This window comes from Rothia mucilaginosa (genome assembly GCF_901875305.1).
Lineage (GTDB): Bacteria > Actinomycetota > Actinomycetes > Actinomycetales > Micrococcaceae > Rothia.
In genome coordinates this window covers 1-18,978 of the sequence record NZ_CABFLY010000007.1, presented here as the reverse complement: position 1 = coordinate 18,978, position 18,978 = coordinate 1, and the positions used below count along the sequence as shown (strand labels likewise).

16 protein-coding genes and 1 pseudogene are annotated in these 18,978 nt (G+C 61.6%); 8 read left to right on the top strand and 9 right to left on the bottom strand.

What is annotated here, in order from left to right:
• Positions 1-207: 207 nt before the first annotated feature.
• Positions 208-1,236 carry a class II fructose-bisphosphate aldolase gene (gene fbaA, locus JX292_RS08105; RefSeq protein WP_204863305.1) on the top strand — a complete coding sequence of 343 codons (1,029 nt, stop codon included), beginning with the start codon at positions 208-210 and terminating at the stop codon, positions 1,234-1,236.
• Positions 1,237-1,424: 188 nt separating this feature from the next.
• Here the strand turns inward: fbaA and JX292_RS08100 are convergent, their stop codons facing one another.
• Entirely contained in the window at positions 1,425-2,006 is a 582-nt protein-coding gene (locus JX292_RS08100; protein ID WP_204863304.1) for an arsenic metallochaperone ArsD family protein, read from the bottom strand.
• A gap of 336 nt (positions 2,007-2,342) precedes the next feature.
• Between JX292_RS08100 and JX292_RS08095 the strand changes: the two genes are divergently transcribed.
• The 3 genes from JX292_RS08095 (at position 2,343) to JX292_RS08085 (ending at position 6,900) form a co-directional block, all read left to right on the top strand.
• Entirely contained in the window at positions 2,343-2,855 is a 513-nt protein-coding gene (locus JX292_RS08095; protein ID WP_204863303.1) for a PTS sugar transporter subunit IIA, read from the top strand.
• Between the two features lie 367 nt (positions 2,856-3,222).
• Positions 3,223-4,824: a glycerophosphodiester phosphodiesterase gene (locus JX292_RS08090; RefSeq protein ID WP_239653704.1), complete on the top strand. Its 1,602-nt coding sequence runs from the start codon at positions 3,223-3,225 to the stop codon at positions 4,822-4,824.
• A gap of 423 nt (positions 4,825-5,247) precedes the next feature.
• Complete coding sequence (locus tag JX292_RS08085) at positions 5,248-6,900, top strand: NAD-dependent succinate-semialdehyde dehydrogenase (protein WP_204863302.1); 1,653 nt, start codon at positions 5,248-5,250, stop codon at positions 6,898-6,900.
• A gap of 153 nt (positions 6,901-7,053) precedes the next feature.
• On the opposite strand, the gene JX292_RS08080 is transcribed toward JX292_RS08085, so the two are convergent.
• Complete coding sequence (locus JX292_RS08080) at positions 7,054-8,163, bottom strand: sucrase ferredoxin (protein WP_204863301.1); 1,110 nt, start codon at positions 8,161-8,163, stop codon at positions 7,054-7,056.
• 114 nt (positions 8,164-8,277) lie between these two features.
• Positions 8,278-8,901, bottom strand: a complete 624-nt coding sequence (locus JX292_RS08075) for a TetR/AcrR family transcriptional regulator (RefSeq protein ID WP_204863299.1) — start codon at positions 8,899-8,901, stop codon at positions 8,278-8,280.
• A gap of 153 nt (positions 8,902-9,054) precedes the next feature.
• On the opposite strand from JX292_RS08075, the gene JX292_RS08070 reads away from it, so the two are divergent.
• The gene (locus JX292_RS08070; protein ID WP_239653703.1) at positions 9,055-10,206 is read left to right on the top strand and encodes an ABC transporter permease; all 1,152 of its coding nucleotides are present in this window, start codon (positions 9,055-9,057) and stop codon (positions 10,204-10,206) included.
• Positions 10,207-10,330: 124 nt separating this feature from the next.
• Here the strand turns inward: JX292_RS08070 and JX292_RS08065 are convergent, their stop codons facing one another.
• Positions 10,331-11,158 carry a UDP pyrophosphate synthase gene (locus JX292_RS08065; protein ID WP_204863295.1) on the bottom strand — a complete coding sequence of 276 codons (828 nt, stop codon included), beginning with the start codon at positions 11,156-11,158 and terminating at the stop codon, positions 10,331-10,333.
• A 291-nt stretch (positions 11,159-11,449) separates the two neighbouring features.
• Between JX292_RS08065 and JX292_RS08060 the strand changes: the two genes are divergently transcribed.
• The 3 genes from JX292_RS08060 to JX292_RS08050 all read left to right on the top strand — a co-directional run bounded on the left by JX292_RS08060 (position 11,450) and on the right by JX292_RS08050 (position 14,166).
• The gene (locus tag JX292_RS08060; protein ID WP_204863293.1) at positions 11,450-11,842 is read left to right on the top strand and encodes an RNA-binding S4 domain-containing protein; all 393 of its coding nucleotides are present in this window, start codon (positions 11,450-11,452) and stop codon (positions 11,840-11,842) included.
• A 75-nt stretch (positions 11,843-11,917) separates the two neighbouring features.
• A complete protein-coding gene (locus JX292_RS08055; protein WP_204863291.1) occupies positions 11,918-13,372 on the top strand; it encodes an MATE family efflux transporter in 1,455 nt (484 codons plus the stop codon).
• Between the two features lie 137 nt (positions 13,373-13,509).
• Positions 13,510-14,166 (top strand): NAD(P)H-dependent oxidoreductase, encoded by a 657-nt coding sequence (locus JX292_RS08050; protein WP_204863289.1) that lies wholly within the window; start codon positions 13,510-13,512, stop codon positions 14,164-14,166.
• A gap of 276 nt (positions 14,167-14,442) precedes the next feature.
• Here JX292_RS08050 and JX292_RS08045 read toward each other — a convergent pair whose 3' ends face one another.
• The 5 genes and pseudogenes from JX292_RS08045 to JX292_RS08025 all read right to left on the bottom strand — a co-directional run.
• Positions 14,443-16,953, bottom strand: a complete 2,511-nt coding sequence (locus tag JX292_RS08045) for a heavy metal translocating P-type ATPase (RefSeq protein ID WP_204863391.1) — start codon at positions 16,951-16,953, stop codon at positions 14,443-14,445.
• A 175-nt stretch (positions 16,954-17,128) separates the two neighbouring features.
• Positions 17,129-17,515, bottom strand: coding sequence for a chorismate mutase (locus JX292_RS08040; RefSeq protein WP_204863287.1), 387 nt, complete (start codon positions 17,513-17,515; stop codon positions 17,129-17,131).
• 29 nt (positions 17,516-17,544) lie between these two features.
• Entirely contained in the window at positions 17,545-17,760 is a 216-nt protein-coding gene (locus JX292_RS08035; RefSeq protein WP_204863285.1) for a heavy-metal-associated domain-containing protein, read from the bottom strand.
• A 63-nt stretch (positions 17,761-17,823) separates the two neighbouring features.
• A complete protein-coding gene (locus JX292_RS09105; RefSeq protein WP_204863283.1) occupies positions 17,824-18,249 on the bottom strand; it encodes a metal-sensitive transcriptional regulator in 426 nt (141 codons plus the stop codon).
• A gap of 255 nt (positions 18,250-18,504) precedes the next feature.
• Positions 18,505-18,978: pseudogene (locus JX292_RS08025) on the bottom strand (peptide ABC transporter ATPase); the annotation flags it as partial.

Below are 18,978 nucleotides of genomic sequence, written 5' to 3'. Positions count from 1 at the left end.
TCGAGGCATTAGGTCATTAATACCTCTACTTTACCGCGCAATTCCGCGGAATCTCCGGCCTAGCAACCCCCAAAAAACCCCACAAAAAGATAGAGCTTCTTAGTTATGCCTTGGTAAAATAGTGCGAGTAGGAGGCGCCCCGCGCGCCAACATAATGGTGAACCGGTCCAGTAGGTGTCCGGTCGCATCGATTCAAGGAGTCAGCATATGGCTATTGCAACCCCCGAAGTCTACGCAGAAATGCTGCAGCGTGCGAAGGAACAGGGCTTCGCATACCCCGCAGTGAACGTGACCTCCTCGCAGACCCTGAACGCCGCAATCCGCGGCTTTGCAGAGGCTGGCTCGGACGGTATCATCCAGGCATCCACCGGTGGTGCAGCATACTGGTCCGGCGCTTCCAAGAAGGACATGGTCGTTGGCTCCCTGGCCTTCGCAGCCTACGCACGCGAAGTTGCTAAGCAGTACGACGTGAACATTGCACTGCACACCGACCACTGCCCCAAGGACAAGCTGGAGGGCTTCGTTCTGCCCCTGCTGGCAGAGTCCGAGAAGGCTGTCGCCCGCGGTGAGGACCCCATCTTCAACTCCCACATGTGGGACGGTTCCGCAATTGACCTGGACGAGAACCTGAAGATTGCATCCGAGCTGATTGAGCGTACCTCCAAGGCAAAGATTGTGCTCGAGGTTGAGATTGGTGCCGTCGGCGGCGAGGAAGACGGCGTTGAAGGCGCTATCGACGACTCCCTGTACACCTCCGTTGCAGACGCAGTGAAGACCGTTGAGGCCATCGGCCTGGGTGAGAAGGGCACCTACATGGCAGCCCTGACCTTCGGTAACGTTCACGGCGTGTACAAGCCCGGTAACGTGCACCTGCGCCCCGAGCTGCTCAAGGAAATCCAGACCGAGGTCGGCGCCAAGTACGGCAAGGGTGACAAGCCCTTCTACCTGGTGTTCCACGGTGGCTCCGGCTCCACCGAGCAGGAGATTGCAGACGCAGTGTCCTACGGTGTTATCAAGATGAACATCGACACCGACACCCAGTACGCCTTCACCCGCCCCGTTGCTGGCCACATGTTCAGCAACTACGACGGTGTGCTGAAGGTTGACGGCGAGGTCGGCAACAAGAAGACCTACGACCCCCGCGTCTGGGGTGCCGCTGCAGAGGCAGGCATGGCCGCACGCGTGGTCGAGGCTTGCCAGCAGCTCGGCTCCGTCGGTACCTCCCTCAACAAGTAAGGTACTGTTCACCCGCTACGGCTCCCGTAGTCGTTGCCGGGTCTGAACCTAAGCTTCGTTAAGCGAAAGCGGTGCCCGCTTCCTCTTCGTGAGGAGGCGGGCACCGCTCTTTGTGTATGTAGCTAGAACCGGGCGAACCTAGCATTTACGCCGGCCTAGCATTTGCACCGGGTCTTAGCTGGGCAGGTTTACTTGCCGCCGCAGCCGCAACCGCCGCATCCGCAGCCGCCGGACTTCACAGCCACCGAACCGGAGGTGGGAATGCCGTCGCCGGTGTCGCCACCCATGAGGTTCACGCGGTTGCCAATCTCGGGGCCGCCGACCGGCTGGGCGGTCTTGCCGGCCAGGGTTGCGGCGAAACCTGCAGGTTCTGCCAGGGGGCTCAGGTTCGGCACCATGGAGGAGCCGGACGGGCCGCACGCAGCCGCCGCTGCGTTAGCCTTCGGCTGAGCCACCAGGTGGGCGCGGGAGAAGCGCTTAATCTGCTCGGCAGTCGGGTAGGTGAAGGACACCTTCACCTCACCGTTGACGAGCATGAGCGGCAGCACCTCGCGGCCGTTCATCTCAATCTGCTCGGCCACCGGGGCGCACTCTTCAAAGGCGGAAGGGTAGGAGTCGGTGGAGTACACCTCAATGTCCACGCCTGAATCCAGTGCCTCCTGCGCGGCACCCAGGAATTCGGAGCGCTCCATGTCCTGCGGATCCTCCGGGTTCTCGCCCGGGCCCGGAATAAATACTTCAAGAACGGTCTCGGTTGCCGTTTCGGTCATCGTGTAGCCTTCTTACTCTTTCGGCGCTCGCCTGTTCGCGGCGCCAGTCCTCCCCTAAGTGTACTCGTGCGCTATCCGCGTATTGAAGCGGGGCTAAAATGCCAGATTTGCGGAATATTTGCAGAAATTCGCTGAAACTGATTGCGATTCATATGCGGCGACCTCGGGTGCGGTATTCTGAGTTCATATGCACCGGAGTGTCTAGAGCGGCTTCCCTCAACGGGCCTCCCCGAGAGCCCCGGTGCGGAATCCATCAGGCAATGACGCCGCATCCGTCGCGGACGAGCCTGCGCTACGAAAAATACGCTACCCCTTAGCGCTAGAGAAGGAGCATACATGTTTGGTTTCGGCAAGAAGAAGAAGGAAGCCGTCGCACAGGAAGCCGCATCCGCAGACGTTTACGTCGCACCCGTCACCGGCGAGTACCTGCCGCTGAGTGAGGTCTCCGACCCCGTCTTCTCCCAGGGTGTTATGGGTGACGGCTATGCCGTGAACCCCACCGCTGGTACTATCGTTGCCCCCGTCGCGGGCACCATCGCCCTGATTCAGGACACCCTGCACGCCTTCATGCTCCGCACCGACAACGGCGGTGAGGTGCTCGTGCACATCGGTATTGACACCGTCGAGCTCGGTGGCGAGGGCTTCACCAAGATCGCAAACGTGGGCGACAAGGTGGAGGCAGGCGCCCCCATCATCGAGGTGGACTGGGCAGCTATCGAGGGCCGTATCCCCTCCAAGGAGACCATGGTGATGATTACCAACACCGCAAAGTTCAACATCTCCAAGGACTCTGAGGCACGCCGCCCCGTCACCGCTGGTGACCGCGTAGCCCAGGCCACCAAGAAGTAATCGAGGCCATTCTGTTGGGTGAAAACCCACGCAGTGACCCTGCGAAAGGTCGCGTTCTGCAGGCTCGCATGAGTCTAGAACGCGGCCTTTTTCGTTATTCGAGAAATTTTTAACGCTCACGGGGCGTTAAACCTGAAAAGCCACGGAAAAGGTGAAACGCCCAACCGCCCCTTGTGCCGGAGGTACAAGGGTGTGGATGGGGTACCTCATATGCCCTAAACACTCGTGAAGAAACGCTAAAAAATCGTTATGCTACATAGAGTTGCAGTTTGAGTTGAGAGAATCCGGCATCTCAGCTATAAACGGAAACTCCGAATTCAACCACATACATAAAGCTCAACTCACTACAGAAAAAAGGACCACTACGGTGACCGTACTCTCGAACACCACCAAGAAGATGAGCCGCCGCGGCTTCCTCGGTGCCTCCGCACTCGTCCCGGCAGCCCTCGCATTGCAGACCGGCGAGGCCCACGCAGCCGCCAACACCCGCGCACAGTATGCAGCGGTACACAGCGGATCCCCCGCGCACCAGCTGCTGTACAAGACCGATGAATTCTTCATCGCGCACCGCGGTGCGGGCAACATCAACCCCGAACATACCGCCTACGCTTACGCAGAGGCAGTACGCCGCGGCGCCCTGGCCGTCGAAATCTCCGTGCGCACCACCCGCGACGGTAAGTTTGTCTGCATGCACGACGCCAACATCAAGCGCACCACCGGCGCCAACCTGGTCGTCCGCGACACCAACCTTGACGAGCTGCGCCGCCATCAGGTTGACATGCGTGAAAACCTGGGTGAAAACATCGGCCTGTACACTATCCCCACCCTCGATGAGGCTATTGACGCCATTGAGAACGTGCCCGAAGGCGGCGAATACGCCTCCGTTGGCGGCAAGAAGGTCGTGCTCTTCATTGAGGCGAAGGACAGCCAGGCACAGCAGGGCCTGCTTAAGTTCATCACCGACCGCGGCCTGCAGCGCCGCACCGTCATCAAGATGTACCGTGACGGCAACGGCGGCTTCAACCCCACCTCTTACTTCCTGAAGCTCGTGAACGCTGCGGGCTGCGGCACCTGGTGCTACTTCGATGGTAGCGACCCCGTCGACAAGATTTCCGCCATGGCTCGTCACGAGAACGTGGACGCCCTCGGTGTGCCCTTCTACGAGAAGCCCACCGGCGCAGGCTACGGCTCTATGAGCGAGGATGCCGTGCGCACCCTCACGGGCCTCGGCAAGGCCGTCATCGTGTGGGAGGTCCACCGCCGCTCCGTCTACGAGAAGTACAAGGCGCTCGGCGTGAAGGGCTTCATGTGCCCCGACCCCTACTGGGTAGTCGGTGACCCCTTTGACTCCAGCGTGAAGATTTACTCTGGCCGCCGCCAGCACGGCATCCTGCCGGCTGACCCCTCCATCGCGGCGGACATGCCCGAACTGAACGGTGCGGCTATCGTGCACCGCCAGCGCTACGACGAGTCCGTGTTGCTCGGCCCGCTGGCGAACTACACCACCCACGACAAGTACACCCTTGACTTCTCCATGAAGTGGACCGGTGAACTGCCCAAGGAACAGAGCCACTACGGCTACATTGCCTTCGGCCGTACGCACGACGGCGCCTTCGGCATCGGTAAGAAGTTCGCCGCTAAGCAGGATGACGGCACCTACGTGCTCGCCATCCGCCCCTCATACCGGGGTGGCTCGATTGCGCAGATTCTCTGCTTTGCCCCCGGCCAGTCCTCCCCGCGCGTGCTACACAGCATGAAGTTGCGTAAGATTACCAGCGGCCAGGCGTTGAACTGCAAGATCGTGGTGAACAAGAACAGCTTCTACTACACGATCAACGGCCAGTACTCCAGCCCAATCAACCACAGCGCCTACCGCGGCCCGTACGTGCACTTCGGCCGCTTCCACGGTACGAATGACGGCGGTCCCCTGGAGCTGACCCGTATTGAGGCACGCCAGTCCTGGATTTGAGAGCGTAGGTGGGCTTAACCACCGCCGAGCGCCCTGCCCCTTACGGCTCACCACCGCAGAGGGCGAGGCGCAGGGCTTCGCGGATGCGTACCGAGCATCCTTTCCGGGCTAGGCCTCCCATAATCTCCAATTAGGGTGCTCGCGTACCGCACGAGAATCCATCCCCGAAGGGGGCTGCATCCACGATGGATGCGGCCCCCTTCGGTGTGCTTGGGGCGCTTGGGGCGCTTGGCTGAGCTAAGTTGGTCGGGCGGGGGGAGAGGGGCACCGGAGGCGCGCGAAGGGTACCCTGCGCGACCCCGCACGCGTTGTGGGGCATGTGTCGGGGGCGCGTAGCGGGCCGCGGGGCTGGGGAGCGTGCGGGACTAGAATTAAAAGCGTCAGAGTCGACCGCACCGGCCGCCCCAACCCGAAAGGCACGCCATGACCACATCACCCGAAAACGCCACTCCCGAAAAGACCGTTGCGAAATCCGCCCAGCTACGAGGCCGCACCGAACCGCACAAGCAAAGCATCAACATGCCACAGCGCGAACCCATCGACCCCTACGAGCGGCCCTCCTACCCCTTCTTCTACGTGCCCACCGACCTGCTCATCGGCGGCAGCTGGGTCACCGGCGACAACGGATCCTTCCCCGTGCACAACCCCTCCTGCGGCCAAATCCTCGCGCACGTAGCCGACGCCAGCATCGAACAGGGGATCGAAGCCCTCGACGCCGCCTGCGACGCCCGCACCAGCTGGGCGGCAACCAGCCCCCGCGAACGCGCCGACATCCTCAACCGCGCCTACACGCTCATGACGCAGCGCACCGAAGTCATCGCCCGGCTCATGACCCTCGAAATGGGCAAGCCCCTCGACCAGTCCCGCGGCGAAGTCGCCTACGCGGCAAACTACCTGCGCTGGTACGCCGAAGAAGCCGCCCGCAACTTCGGCCGCACCGCCGTCGCTCCCGAATCGGGGCTACAGATTACCACCGTACGCCGCCCCGTCGGTCCCTGCCTGCTGATTACCCCCTGGAACTTCCCGCTCGCCATGGCGGCACGCAAGGTCGCCCCGGCGCTCGCGGCGGGCTGCACCGCGGTGCTCAAGCCCGCCTCCCCGACCCCGCTCAGCTCCCTGTATTTCGCGTACCTGATGCGCGAGGCGGGTCTACCGGACGGCGTGCTGAACGTAGTAACCACCTCCCGCACCAGCGAGGTTGTCTCCGCGCTGATGGCTGATGAGCGCCTGCGGAAGGTCTCGTTCACCGGCTCCACCGCCGTGGGCCGTACCCTGCTCGCGCAGGCCTCGCAGAATGTTCTGCGCACCTCCATGGAGCTGGGCGGTAACGCACCGTTCATCGTCTTCGAGGACGCAGATATCCCCGCTGCAGTGGAGGGCGCCTACGCGGCGAAGATGAGGAATATGGGCGAGGCGTGCACCGCCGCTAACCGAATCATCGTGCACGAGGACATTGCCGAAGAGTTCACGGCCGCCTTCGTGGAGCGCATGGAGGCAACCGTTATGGGTGACGGAACCGTCGACGGAACCGAATGCGGACCGCTTATTCAACCTTCAGCGGTTGAATCCATGCTTTTTATGGTGGAAGACGCCCTGGGCAAGGGCGCGCTCCTCGCCTGCGGCGGGTACGTTCCCGAGCTTGAGGAGAACGTTCCGAGCGATACCGGCGGCATGCCCAAGAATCTGAACAAGGGCAACTTCGTGACCCCTACCGTACTGACTGGCGTGACCGATTCGATGCGCGTGTGGCGTGAAGAAATCTTCGGCCCCGTCGCCCCGATTGCCACGTTCAGCGGCTACGGTAAGGAGGGTGAACGCGCCGCCCTGAAGCTCGCCAACGACACTGAGTACGGCCTGGCGGCGTACGTGTACACGAGCAACCATCCGCGCTTTACGCGCATGGCTGCGGGTCTGGAGTTCGGCCTGATCGGTTACAACTCCGGCGTTATCTCGAACGCCGCGGCACCCTTCGGCGGCGTGAAGCAGTCCGGCATGGGTCGCGAGGGCGGCCCCGAAGGCCTGGAAGAGTACACCGAACTGCAGTACATCGGCGCACCGAACCCGTTCACCGGATAAGCCTGTTCGCCGGGTACGGCAAGATGCCAGCTACGCCGAACCCTGAATACAGCGAGCCTCGGCGGGTACCCGAGAAGGTACCCGCCGGGGCTTCACTCTGTTTACATCATGCGCGGGTGCTAGAACTGGCTCTGCCTAGAGCTGGCACAGGGTTTATAGCTGGCGCAGTGCGAGCAGCTCGCGGCTGAAAGCATCAGCAGGACCCTTGCCGCAGGAGTTGGGGCGCGGCTCAAGGGTGACTCGCTCGAAGAAGGTGACCCAAGTGCGTCCGTCGGTGTGGGAGGTGAGTGCCGCCTCCATGGTGGGGTGTTCGGCGGTATCTACCGCGGGGTCGATGCCCGCCTCGAGGAGTGTACTCAGTGCCTCCGTTGCGGATGTTTCACGTGAAACCAAACCGCCAGAGGTTACTTCTTCACCCTTTTTCTCCAGTTCGAGGCGTAAGGCAACCTCCGCCGCCTGCTCCACCGGAGTATCCGTGCTGCGGCCTCGCAGACCGTGCAGCGACGGAATATCGCGGCCCGCCAGCGACAGGTACGCCGCCAGCGCCGAAGGCTCCGAGAGGCGACCGTAGGTGTAGCCGGTGGGCAGCATAATACCGACCGGGGCAAAGCGGTGACCACCCGTATGCGAGCACTCCCAGACCGCATTACCCGGCAGGATATCCGCCAGGTGCGCCGCAATGGGTCGACCGCGCAGGGCGCAGCAGCGGTCGCGCTTGGAGTGGGTACACACGAGAATGGCGGGGGAGTCCATGAGCTGTGCGCCCGTCGCCTGAATCAACTCCTGGGGGTTGCCCAGGGGCAGGTCGAGGAGCTGTTCGGGGGTGCTCACGCTGAACGAGTAGAGCTTTTCCTCACCCCGGGTGCAGAGCGCGTAGAGCACCCGGTGGGTCGGGTTGCCGGAGGCATCCGGCGCGCCGTGCAGTACACGCCCCTCCCTGCCCGCCTGGCGAATCAGCAGGAACTTTAAACCCGCCTGCGAGACTGCCTCGCCCAACGCCTCCGAAAGCTCCTCGCCGAGGGCGGAGCCGTCCAGCACGTCGCGACCCCAGTGGCCCACGTGCTCGAGTGCCAGCCAGGCGGTGGCGCGTCCGGCGGTGCCGCCGAGCGCCTCGTCGTCGTAGAGGGAGCAGGAGTCCGCCGGGATGCTCGTGGCGCGGGTGCGTGAAGAGAGCTCATCGGCGTGTGCGGCACGCAGATTCTTCAGCTCTGCGGGGTTGGTGGCGCGCGGCTCGGGGGTTGCGGGGGTGCAGGATTCAGTCATGGTTTCTCGATTCTACGCCTGCAGACTGTGAGGGTGCTATAGTGCCCAAAAATCGCCGATAAACCCAAAAGACAACCGCTCAAGGGTGATTTTCAGGGTCTATCGGGAGGTCAACTACTCGGGAAGGAGAGTCAAAGCGACGCGGTAGAGGTGGTCTTTTTCCTCGGGGGTGCCAAAGAAGGAACGAAGCATGTAACCCTGGAAGATCATCATGAGGGCGTCCGTCGTATCGCGGGCGTAGTCGGCAATGAGCGCCTCCTGCTCGGGAGTACGTTGCTTCGGGTCGGGGTTGATTTCGTGCAGAACGCTCAACTGTTCAATCGCCCAGGGGGTGAGGGTCTTAGTAATAAGATCCTGCAATAGAGAAATGACCTCCGTGGTCGCCTTGGCGATTTCGGGTGCGTGGAGCGCTTCAAGGCGGAGGCACAGCATGGCGGAGAAGTTCTCGTTAACCAGCTGGTTGGTATAGATGGTTTCGAGGATGTCTTGGGGGCCTGAGCCTTCAGGGAATGTGCCGCAGAACTCCTTGAGATGGTTGAGACGCTCTTTAATGGAGCCGATGAGGATATCTTCTTTGCCGGAGAAGTGCGAGTAGATGGATCCGGAGGACAGGCCGGAGGCCTTGATAATGTCGCTCATGGAGGTGTTGATGTAGCCGCGTTCGAGGAAGCAGTTAATGGCGGCTTCGAGAATCTGGGCTCGGCGTGCGGCTTTGGTGGCGTCTGTTAGTCGGGGCATGGTTCCAGTCTACGGGGTGAGGGACCCGGAAGGCACAACGCTAATTCTTTTTGTGACATTGCAAACAAAATAGATATTTTGTTTGCTTGCAACAAAAACCGAGGGTAGAGTTCTATCTCGTAAGCGAAATAAGCATTTTGTTTGGAGATTGTCGTGAACAACGAAACCAGTGCTGCAGTCACCGCGGAACCGGTGACCCCGGCAGCCCCCGAGCGCTCCTCCTGGATTAAGGTCATCAGCACCTCCCTGCTGGCATCCCTGATTGTTGCGCTTGTTATCCTCGCCTTTACCTGGCCCACCAAGACCATGGAGGCAAAGATTCTGCCCGTCTCTATTGCGGGCCCCGAGGCGACCGTCAGCCAGTTTGAACAGTCCCTCAAAGACAGGGGCATTGAGACCTTTGAACTGAAACAGGCCTCCTCCCGCGAAGAGGCTGAACAACAGATCAGGCAGCGTGAAACCTATGGCGCAATCATCTTCACCGAAGGCGCCGCACCCGAGGTGCTGACCGCCCCCGCCGCCAATGCCGCAGCAACCCAGATGCTCAACGGTGTAGCCACCCAGCTGAACGCGCAGATTCAGCAGAAGGCACTCACCGCTAAGACTGAAGCCCTCACCCAGGCAGTGCAGGCTGGCGGTGAGCGGGGTGCCCAGGCCGCCGCGCAGCTGGAGCAGATGAAGGCGCAGGCCGAGCAGGCCTCTGCCATGACGGTGAAGGCCACCGCCGTGGTGCCCCTGAGCGAGAGTGACTCCTCCGGTACCGGCCTGACTATTGCCGCTTTCCCCCTGGTTATAGGTGGAATCCTCGGCGGCGTGCTCTCCCTGAACCTCATCAAGGGCACCTGGCGCCGCTTTGCTACCGCAACCCTGTATGCCGTCATCGCCGGCGCTCTGACCGCCCTGATTCTGAGCACCTGGTTCGGTTTCATCCCCGGTGATTTTGCAACCCTGTGGGCAGCATTCGCCGCAACCTATTTGGCGACCGCATCCTTCATGATTGGTATGGGCGCCCTACTGGTTCCCGCCGCTGGCTTGGGCCTGGGTGTGGTGGTGACCATGTTCATCGGTAACCCGATTTCGGGTGCAAGCATGCCGAGCGCGTTCCTACCCGGTGCGTGGGGTCAGATTGGTCAGATGATGGTTCCGGGTGCCTCCTCGACACTGCTGCGTTCCATCGCGTACTTCCCGGAGGCTGCAACGAGCGGCCAGTGGCTGGTACTCGGCTCCTGGATTGCGTTCGGTCTGCTCGCCGGTGTGATTGGCTGGGCTCTGAAGGAGCGCCGCACCGCAACGGTGAAGGCATAAGCGCCGCGGGTTAGGTTGCCGCTGCAACGTAGCCGGTGCAACGTAAGAAGGGTGTGTGCCGTGTTCAGTGAACACGGCACACACCCCTTTCGGCATACCGACTATTACCGACTGCTATTCGCTGTTACTGGTTGTCGAGAACGTACTGCTTAAACTGCTCGTCCCGGCGTTTGAATTCTTTGAGCTCATTCTCCAGGGCAGCCTGGTTCTTGGCGACGAGCGGCTTCTGGTACTGCGCCTCCAGGTCGTAGAGCTTCTGCGAACGGCCTACATCCTGATTGCACTGCGCCTCGATGGTGGCGATTCGAATTTCCTCTTCTGAGGGGGTGGTGCTACGAGGAATATTCTTTTCTTCCTTGACGGTCATCTCACTATTGGGAGTGAGGCCCTTGTCTTTGACGCATCGCTTCCACTCGTCGTCGAGGGATTTTTTGAGCTGTCGATCCCCTGCGGCGTTTCGAGCATCGGTTTCCAAACGCCTATACGTGGCGGAGCCGAATGGGATCTCTCCAATTTGCTTCATCTCATCGCTGGCGCGCTGATAACATTCGGTGCTGACATCCTTCCCAGGGTCGGATGAGGGCGCAGGGGAGGACAGATCCAGCGTATTCGATTCGTCGCTCTTGTGGAGGCCGTATTTTTGGGCGTACTCAACGTTCCAGATTCCGTAGGTCCTGCCGAGGTTCCTGCCGGATCCCTCGGTGCGGACGAACATCTTGTAGTGCTGCCCGTGTTCGGCAAAGCACTTTTTACGGGCGAGCTCAAGGGCCTTGGTGAAGTATTCGTCCTTGCCGTCGGTGTTGTAAGCGTCCAGGGGTAGGATCACCTTGTCATTCTCTACGTCGAAGATTGCGCGGGCGCTTTCATCCTTCTCTAGAGAAGGGCCGAAAGAGCAAGAGGACAGCACAGTGCTGATGAGGGCAGCCGCCAGGAGCTTTTTCAAAGCTGACATGGTGTGTCTCCAATCTGTTACGGGGAGCCCGTGGCGTCGCGGCCACAACCCCCCCCGTAGACCACGCAAACTAGGTGGTCTTGAGAACACTTCTTGAGAAGGTGACTTAACAATACCCCTAGTGGATATGGGTTTGCGCTCAAAAGGGAGGTGCGTGCAGCAGAAAATTTTCTGCCGTATGGCGGTCCGGTGCCGGTTGCGGATTTACCCGGTGAGATTGCGGCGAAATTGCGAAGGACGGGCGGGCACACCTGATTTGGTGCCCCGCCCGCCTCGCGCCACAATGAACACATGACCGCAGAAGACACCAACGCACTAACCAGCGCCAGGCTCGACCTCTGGCTCTGGTCGGTGCGCATCTTTAAAACCCGCTCCCTCGCCGCCGATGAATGCAAAGGCGGCCACGTGTGCGTCAACGACGCCCCCGCCAAACCCTCCCAAAAACTCAAAAAAGGCGACGTGGTGCGCGTGCGCTACCCCGGCTGGGAACGCGTCTTCAAAGTCGAAAAACTCCTTGTCAAACGCGTAGGCGCACCCATCGCCGTCACCTGCTACGAGGACCTCTCCGGCCCGCGCCCCGCCTACCTCTCCATGCCGCCGGTCGCTAAACGCGAACGAGGTAGCGGCCGCCCCACCAAGAAGGAACGCCGCGCCCTCGACGAACTGCGCGGCCGAGGCGTCTGATTGCGCTTATCTCGCAGAGTGCACCCCGCCCCGCGTGCAGGAACCCGCCGCGGCGGCGGGGAGTAGCCTAGAAGGATGAGCACACAGAAGCCCCCGAATACCGAACCCGGCGATACTGCACCTGCCGTGCCCGCGAAGAATACCGCCGCGAGCCCCAGCGCCAATGCTGGCGCCAACGCCGCCGAGCCTTCGCTGAACCGGCGCATCCTCGTACTCGCCGTACCCGCCTTCGGCGCGCTCATCGCCGAACCCATCTTCGTGCTCACCGACTCCGCCCTCATCGGCCAACTCGGCAAGGCAGAACTCGCCGGCATGAGCATCGCCGCCACGCTCGTCACCACGGTCGTGGGCCTCATGAACTTCCTCGCCTACTCCGTCACGCCCGCCGTGGCGCGCGCCTTCGGTGAGAAGAACCTGCGCCGCGCCTGGCAGATCGGTGTGGACGGCGTGTGGGTCGCCTTCGGCCTCGGCATGCTCCTCATGATCGCCGGATACGCCTTCGCGGACCCGCTGCTGCGCGGCCTCGGCGCGACCGACGAAACCATGAGCTACGCCCTCGACTACCTGCACCACTCACTCTGGGGTATTCCGCCGATGATGATTATCCTCGCGCAGGTCGGCACGCTCCGTGGACTGCAAGACACCGTCACCCCGCTCAAAGTCGCCACGGTCGGCACGCTTGTAAACATTGTGCTGAACTGGCTGCTCATCTACCCGGTCGGCTGGGGCGTTGCCGGTTCGGCGACCGGCACCTCCCTCACCCAGTGGGGCATGGCGGCTGCGCTCGGGGCGGTCATGATGCGCGGCACCCGCGAATACGCCGTCCCCTGGGCACCCGACACGACCGGCATGCGTTCGGTGCTGTCGCTCGGCTCCTGGCTCATGCTGCGCACCCTGTCCATGCGCATCGCCTCCCTGCTGACCGTGTTCGTCGTGGCACGATTCGGCACCGAACACACCGCCGCCTACCAGCTCGGCATGGGCGTGTTTAACCTCTTCCTCTACGCCCTGGACTCCCTCGCCATCGCCGCCCAGGCGCTACTCGGCAAGGAACTCGGCGAACGTAACCTGAACGTAGAATCTGAGCGCGTGAAGGTGCGCCAGCTGAAAAACCGGCTGCTGCGCATGAGCCTCATCTACGGCGTTATTACCGGCCTGATCTGCCCGCTCATCGGCTTCTTCGGCTCCTGGATTTTCACGCAGGACGCGCAGGTGGCGTTCCTCTTCACCATCGCTACCGTCATCATCGCGCTCGGCCAGCCCATCGCCGCGTACGTGTTCACCCTGGACGGCATCCTCATGGGTGCGCAGGACGTGAAATACCTGGCGATTGGCTGCTTCATCATGCTGGTGATGTACGTGCCGGTCATGCTCGGCCTGCACTGGGCTGTCGGCGCCGGTGCCATGGATGCGCTCGCCGGGTATTGCGGCTTGTGGGCGGCGTATATTCTGTACTTCCAGGGAATCCGCGCGGTCATTTTCGGTCGCCGCGCTGCTTCAGACGTGTGGATGAAAGCCGGTGTCGAGTAGGGGGTAGGTACCGGCGCTCGCGCATATTTTCTGCGGAGTATTTCCTGCGGGCGTAACTCGCCACATTTCGTACCGCCAGCACCCGCCGCGGGTATAACATGACGGGGTACTGAAACCCTCGTGTAAAGGATGAAACCGTGACTGTAACCCGCGAAGAAGCTCTCGAAATTTTTGCCCGCCGCCGCGCAACCCGCGCCTACGACCCCGACCGCCGCGTCAGCGATGAAGACTTCGCCGCAATCCTCGAATTTGCGCGCCTGTCGCCCAGCTCCGTTGGCACTGAGCCGTGGAAGTTCCTGGTCATCCAGAACCCCGAACTGCGCGAAAAGCTCAAGCCGATCGCCTGGGGCATGGCAGATCGGCTCGACGCCGCAAGCCACCTGGTCGTACTGCTGGCGAAGAAGGGTCTGCGCTACGACACCCCGTGGATGCGCCGCACCCTCGAGGGTCGCGGCCTCACCGAAGAGCAGATGCAGGCTGCACTCGAACGCTACAGCGACTTCCAGAAGAACTACATAAAGGTTCTAGAAAGCGACCGTGCGCTCTTCGACTGGGCCTCCAAGCAGACCTACATTGCCCTGGGCAACATGATGACCGGCGCCGCAATGCTCGGCATTGATTCCTGCCCCATCGAGGGTATGCACTACGAGGCAGTGAACGAGTTGCTGGCTTCTGCTGGCTTGTTCGACCCGGAGGAGTTCGGCGTGTCCGTGGCTGTGACCTTCGGTTATCGCGCCCGCGAGATCGCGCCGAAGAGCCGCCGCCCCATCGAGGACCTGGTCACCTGGGCCTAAGGTTCTGCCGGGCTGTTAGCTCGGGCTTTCGGACTCGGGCTATCGGGTGGGGCGTTTGCGCTAGATGTTTGTGCTGGATGCTCAAGCTAGGTGTTCAAGTTAGACGTTCTAGCCGCCACCCGTGAAAACTGAAGATAAAGAAATGCACCGCCTTTACACGGGCGGTGCATTTCTTTATATCTTTTACCGTGCGAAATGCGCGGCGAGATATGCTTTTGAATTTTTCGTTTAGGCTTTTGAGGAGCTAACGCTCGGGCAATTTCTCGCCATATTTCGCTACTTCCTAAACGCCGTCAGACGCAGGGAGTTCAGCACCACAAACACCGAACTAAACGCCATTGCCGCACCCGCAATCATCGGGTTCAGCAGGCCCGCCACGGCGACCGGAATAGCCGCCGAATTGTAGGCGAACGCCCAGAACAGGTTCGACTTAATGGTGCGCAGCGTAGCGCGGGAGAGGCGCAGTGCCGTCACCACCGAAGCAACATCCGAACGGGTCAGCACAATATCGGCAGCCTCCGCGGCAACGTCCGTGCCCGAACCCATCGCAATGCCCAGCTCCGCAAGAGCCAGCGCCGGGGCGTCATTCACGCCGTCGCCGACCATCGCCACGCGGTGACCGGCCTCCTGCAACTGGCGCACCACCTGCGACTTACCCTCGGGGGTCACGCCGGCGTACACGTTATCTGCCGAAATGCCGACCTGCGAGGCGACCGCCTGCGCAACCTGCGGGGCGTCACCGGTGAGCAGGATGGGCTCCAGGCCGAGCTCGCGCAACTGTGCCATGGTCTCGGCGGCCTCCGGCTTGGGGGTGTCGGCAACCGAAATCATGCCGATCGGCTGCGGGGCGGGAGCATCTTCTGCGGCCTCATTGTTCGGTGCCTTGCCACGGGCGACAACCACCGTCGTCAGACCCGCCCGGCGAGCCTGGTCCAGCAGGGCCAACTGGCCCTCGCTCAGCTGTGCACCGGCTGCCTGCAGGTACTGGGGGGTACCCACCAGAACCAGCTGGGAGGAGCCGCTTTCGGCATCTCCACCCGCGCTGCTCAGCACGCCGCGCACGCCTCCGGGAACACCCTCAAAGCCGCTCACACTCGGTGCCGAAGCGCCCTCCGCCAGCACGCCCTGCTCACGGGCAAAACCGGCAATCGCGCGAGCAATCGGGTGCTCACTCAGCGCCTCCACGGCGGCGGCATCACGCAGAACAGACAGGGAACGCTCGTTCTTGGAACCAGCGGAATCCGGCGAAATACCGGACAATTCACCCGCCGACTCATAGTCACCAAAGGTGCCGTAGAAAGCTACAGACATCTCACCAGTCGTCACCGTACCGGTCTTATCCAGCACCACGCGATCAACCGTGCTCGTCGCCTCCAACACCTGCGCATTACGAATCAAAATGCCCAACTGCCAGCCGCGACCCGTACCCGCCAGCAGTGCCGTCGGGGTCGCCAGGCCCAGGGCGCACGGGCACGCCACCACCAGCACTGCCACCGCCACTGCCACCGCCGTCGCACCGTCACCAGACACCAGCCACCAACCGACCAGGGTCAGCGCCGAAATCGTCAAAACCACCGGCACAAACACCGCAGAAACACGGTCCGCCAGGCGGGCAATAGGAGCCTTTGTCTCCTGCGCGCTCGCCACCAGCTCACCCATCTTCGCCAGGGTCGTCTCAGCGCCCACGCGGGTGGCCCGCACCGTCAACGAACCAGACGTATTGACCGTGGCACCCGTGACCGTATCGCCCGGATGCACCTCTACCGGCACAGACTCACCCGTCAACAGGGACGCATCCACCGCCGACGAACCCTCAACCACCACGCCGTCCGTGGCGATCTTCTCGCCCGGGCGCACCAGGAACAGGTCATCCGGCATGAGGTCCTCCACCGGAACCTGCACCTGCTTCGTCACGCCCTGCTTATCGGTGCGCAGCAGAGTCGCCTCCTTCGCGCCCATGCTCAGCAGGGTGCGCAGCGCCTCCGAAGAACGGTGGCGGGTGCGGTGCTCAATCGCGCGACCAATCAGCAAGAACAGCGTCACCGTGGACGCCGTATCAAAATACAGCGACGCATGGTTGCCGGTAAATATCGACCAGAAACTACCGTCCGTATGATGCACATGCGCCGTCAACGCCGGGTTCATGAGCAGCTGCGCCAGCGAATAGAAATACGCCAACAACACGCCGAGAGACACCAGCGTATCCATCGTGGACGAGCCATGACGCGCATTAATCAGCGCCGCACGGTGGAACGGCGCGGCACACCAAAACGCAACCGGCGCCGTTAGAACCGCCACAACCCAACCCCAATTCGGGAACTGGAGCGACGGGAACATCGAAATCAAGAGAACCGGCACACCCAAAATCGCCGCATAAATAATGCGTTTAGTGAAGCCGTCATTCATGCTCGGGGTGCTGTGATGGTGGCCGCTGCTGGATGCGCTCGCGTTCGTTCCAGCGCCCGCGTGCGACCCGTTCCTGAGGTGCGCCGTGTAGCCGGTACTGTTGATGGCCTCAACAATCTGCTCGTCGCTCACACCCTCGGGCACGATGACGCGCGCCGACTCCAGCGGCAGGTTCACCGCCGGGTCAACACCGGGGATTTTGCGGAGCTTACGCTCCACACGACCCACACAGGATGCACAGGTCATACCCTGGATATCCACGTGGATGATTCGGGTGGACTCCGTTGATTTTACGGTCGTTCCGGCGGTATTAAAAAGAGAGCGCTCACTCTGTGATGAAGGCTCACGGGTGGTTGGTGAAGGCTGTGTAGAAGACACAATACTTCCTTAAAACTCAAAAACGGGGGGGGGTAGAAAAAAGGTACACCAAGCCAGGGGAGGGGCCCCGAAGGACCCCGCCCCGGACGGTGTATGGTGCAGTGTTTAGGGCGCAGTACTGAGGGTGTCGCGGGAGTGAAAGCCGTGGGTAAAACCGTGAGGCTGTGAATGTGGCGGCTCAGTGGTCGCCTGGCAGCCCATCCGGCCTGCTCGTGTGCGGGCGAATACCGGTTACCTTCGCGCCACGATCAGACACACCGTACGCACGCTTCACGGCAGTCCGCGGGAACGGCGAAGTGTTCGCCTTCTCACGCGCCTTCAAGCCCTGCTCGTGCTCGGCAGAACGCTTATTCGCGCTCGTGCCGCTACGTCGCGCGGCGCCGGGCGCATCCTCACGCGCCGTATATTCGGGGCTCTGCTTCACCCACGAATCGACCAGCGCCGCATCCAGATTCATCTGCCTGGCCACGCGGGTAATCGCGTCGCGCAGGTGCATATTTTCGGCGCCGACAAGGGTGCGGACCGCGCCGACAACCATCGCAATGTATTGCGGAGGGTAAGCCATGATGACTCCTAATCGAGTCGGCTGCCGCGCTAGACGGCGGGGGTGTAGCCAGCCTCCACAATAGCGTCTGCGACAGCCTGAGTGTTGAGGGTGCCCTCGTGCTCAATGGTCACGGTGGAGACGCCGCCCTTGACGACGTCCACGGTCACGCCGGTCACGCCGGGAACTTCGCTGACTTCTTCGCTGACGCTCATAGCGCAGTGGTTGCAGGTCAGGCCGGTTGCCTTAACGGTGGTGGTGCTCATGATGATTTCCTTTCGGTAGTGGGTTGAAAAATTGGGTCCGCCCGGTGTTTAGGTGCGAGGCGTTTAGCTACGCATGAGGCGGGAGATTGCGGCGGTTGCCTCTTTGACCTTGGCTTCTGCGATGGTCGGGTCGCCGGTACGTTCGGATTCGACGGCGGCGCCGGTCACGCAGTGGCCGATGTGCTCTTCGAGCAGGTTCAGGGAGACGGCGTGGAGCGCCTTGGAGACCGCGGCAACCTGGGTGAGGATGTCGATGCAGTATTTATCTTCGTCGACCATGCGGGCGATGCCGCGGACCTGCCCTTCGATGCGGCGCAGACGCTTGAGGTGTGCCTCTTTGTTGGAGGCGTAACCGTACTGGGTTTCGGGTGCCTCGCCGCTACAGCATGCGCCGGTGTGCGCCTTGGTGGGCTCCTCAGTGGGGGCGCCGGATGCGCTGCTGACCTGGGCGGATGTGCTGTGGCAGCACTGGTTGCTAGTGGTTTCCATGACTCCAGTATATACCCTAGGGGGGTATTACACAAGGGGGTGTTACGGGTTGTTACGCGGTGAGGGTGCGGGGGGCGTCGATAGGTTAGTGACTTTAATGCGGGTTAAAGACCCACGGTGAAGACACTAACCTATAGAAGAATTCCCACACCTCCCATATAAACGGCGAAAAGCCACATGTGTTTCGAGAAGCCACCAAAGAAGTGGCTTTTCGAAACACATGTGGCTTCTCAACCTAAGACCCACGGGGCTGATTTACATGTCGGGCCAGTCGCGGTGTAACGAATACTCTGTATCCCCGTCGCCGCTATCGTTCAGGTGCCAACGCTGACCAGTGCGAATATCGGCCTTGCGAAGGCGCGGGTTCGGGTTATCCGGCCTGCCCATCGTCGGATCGTTCTTGCAACCCCATCTGGTGTCGTCGTAGCTGCAGTCACCGGCTACGCGTCCCACGTCAACCCACCAGACACGGATCAGCAACGGGTCGACAGTTTCCTTCGTCAACACAACATCCAACGCCTGCCAGTCGCCGCCGTTCACGCGGAAACGGCCAGAGTATGACACCGTTGCGTAGGCATGGAAGTTGCCTGAGCGTTTGTACACATAACTGGTGGCGGTCTTGCGTGACTCTTCGCCGCGTGCCCTGCTGACTGGCTTACCCATGGTGTAGAAAGTATCCTCGTCGCCGTTGCCGTATTGGATGGTCATTTGGGTGGGGTAGGATTCGAT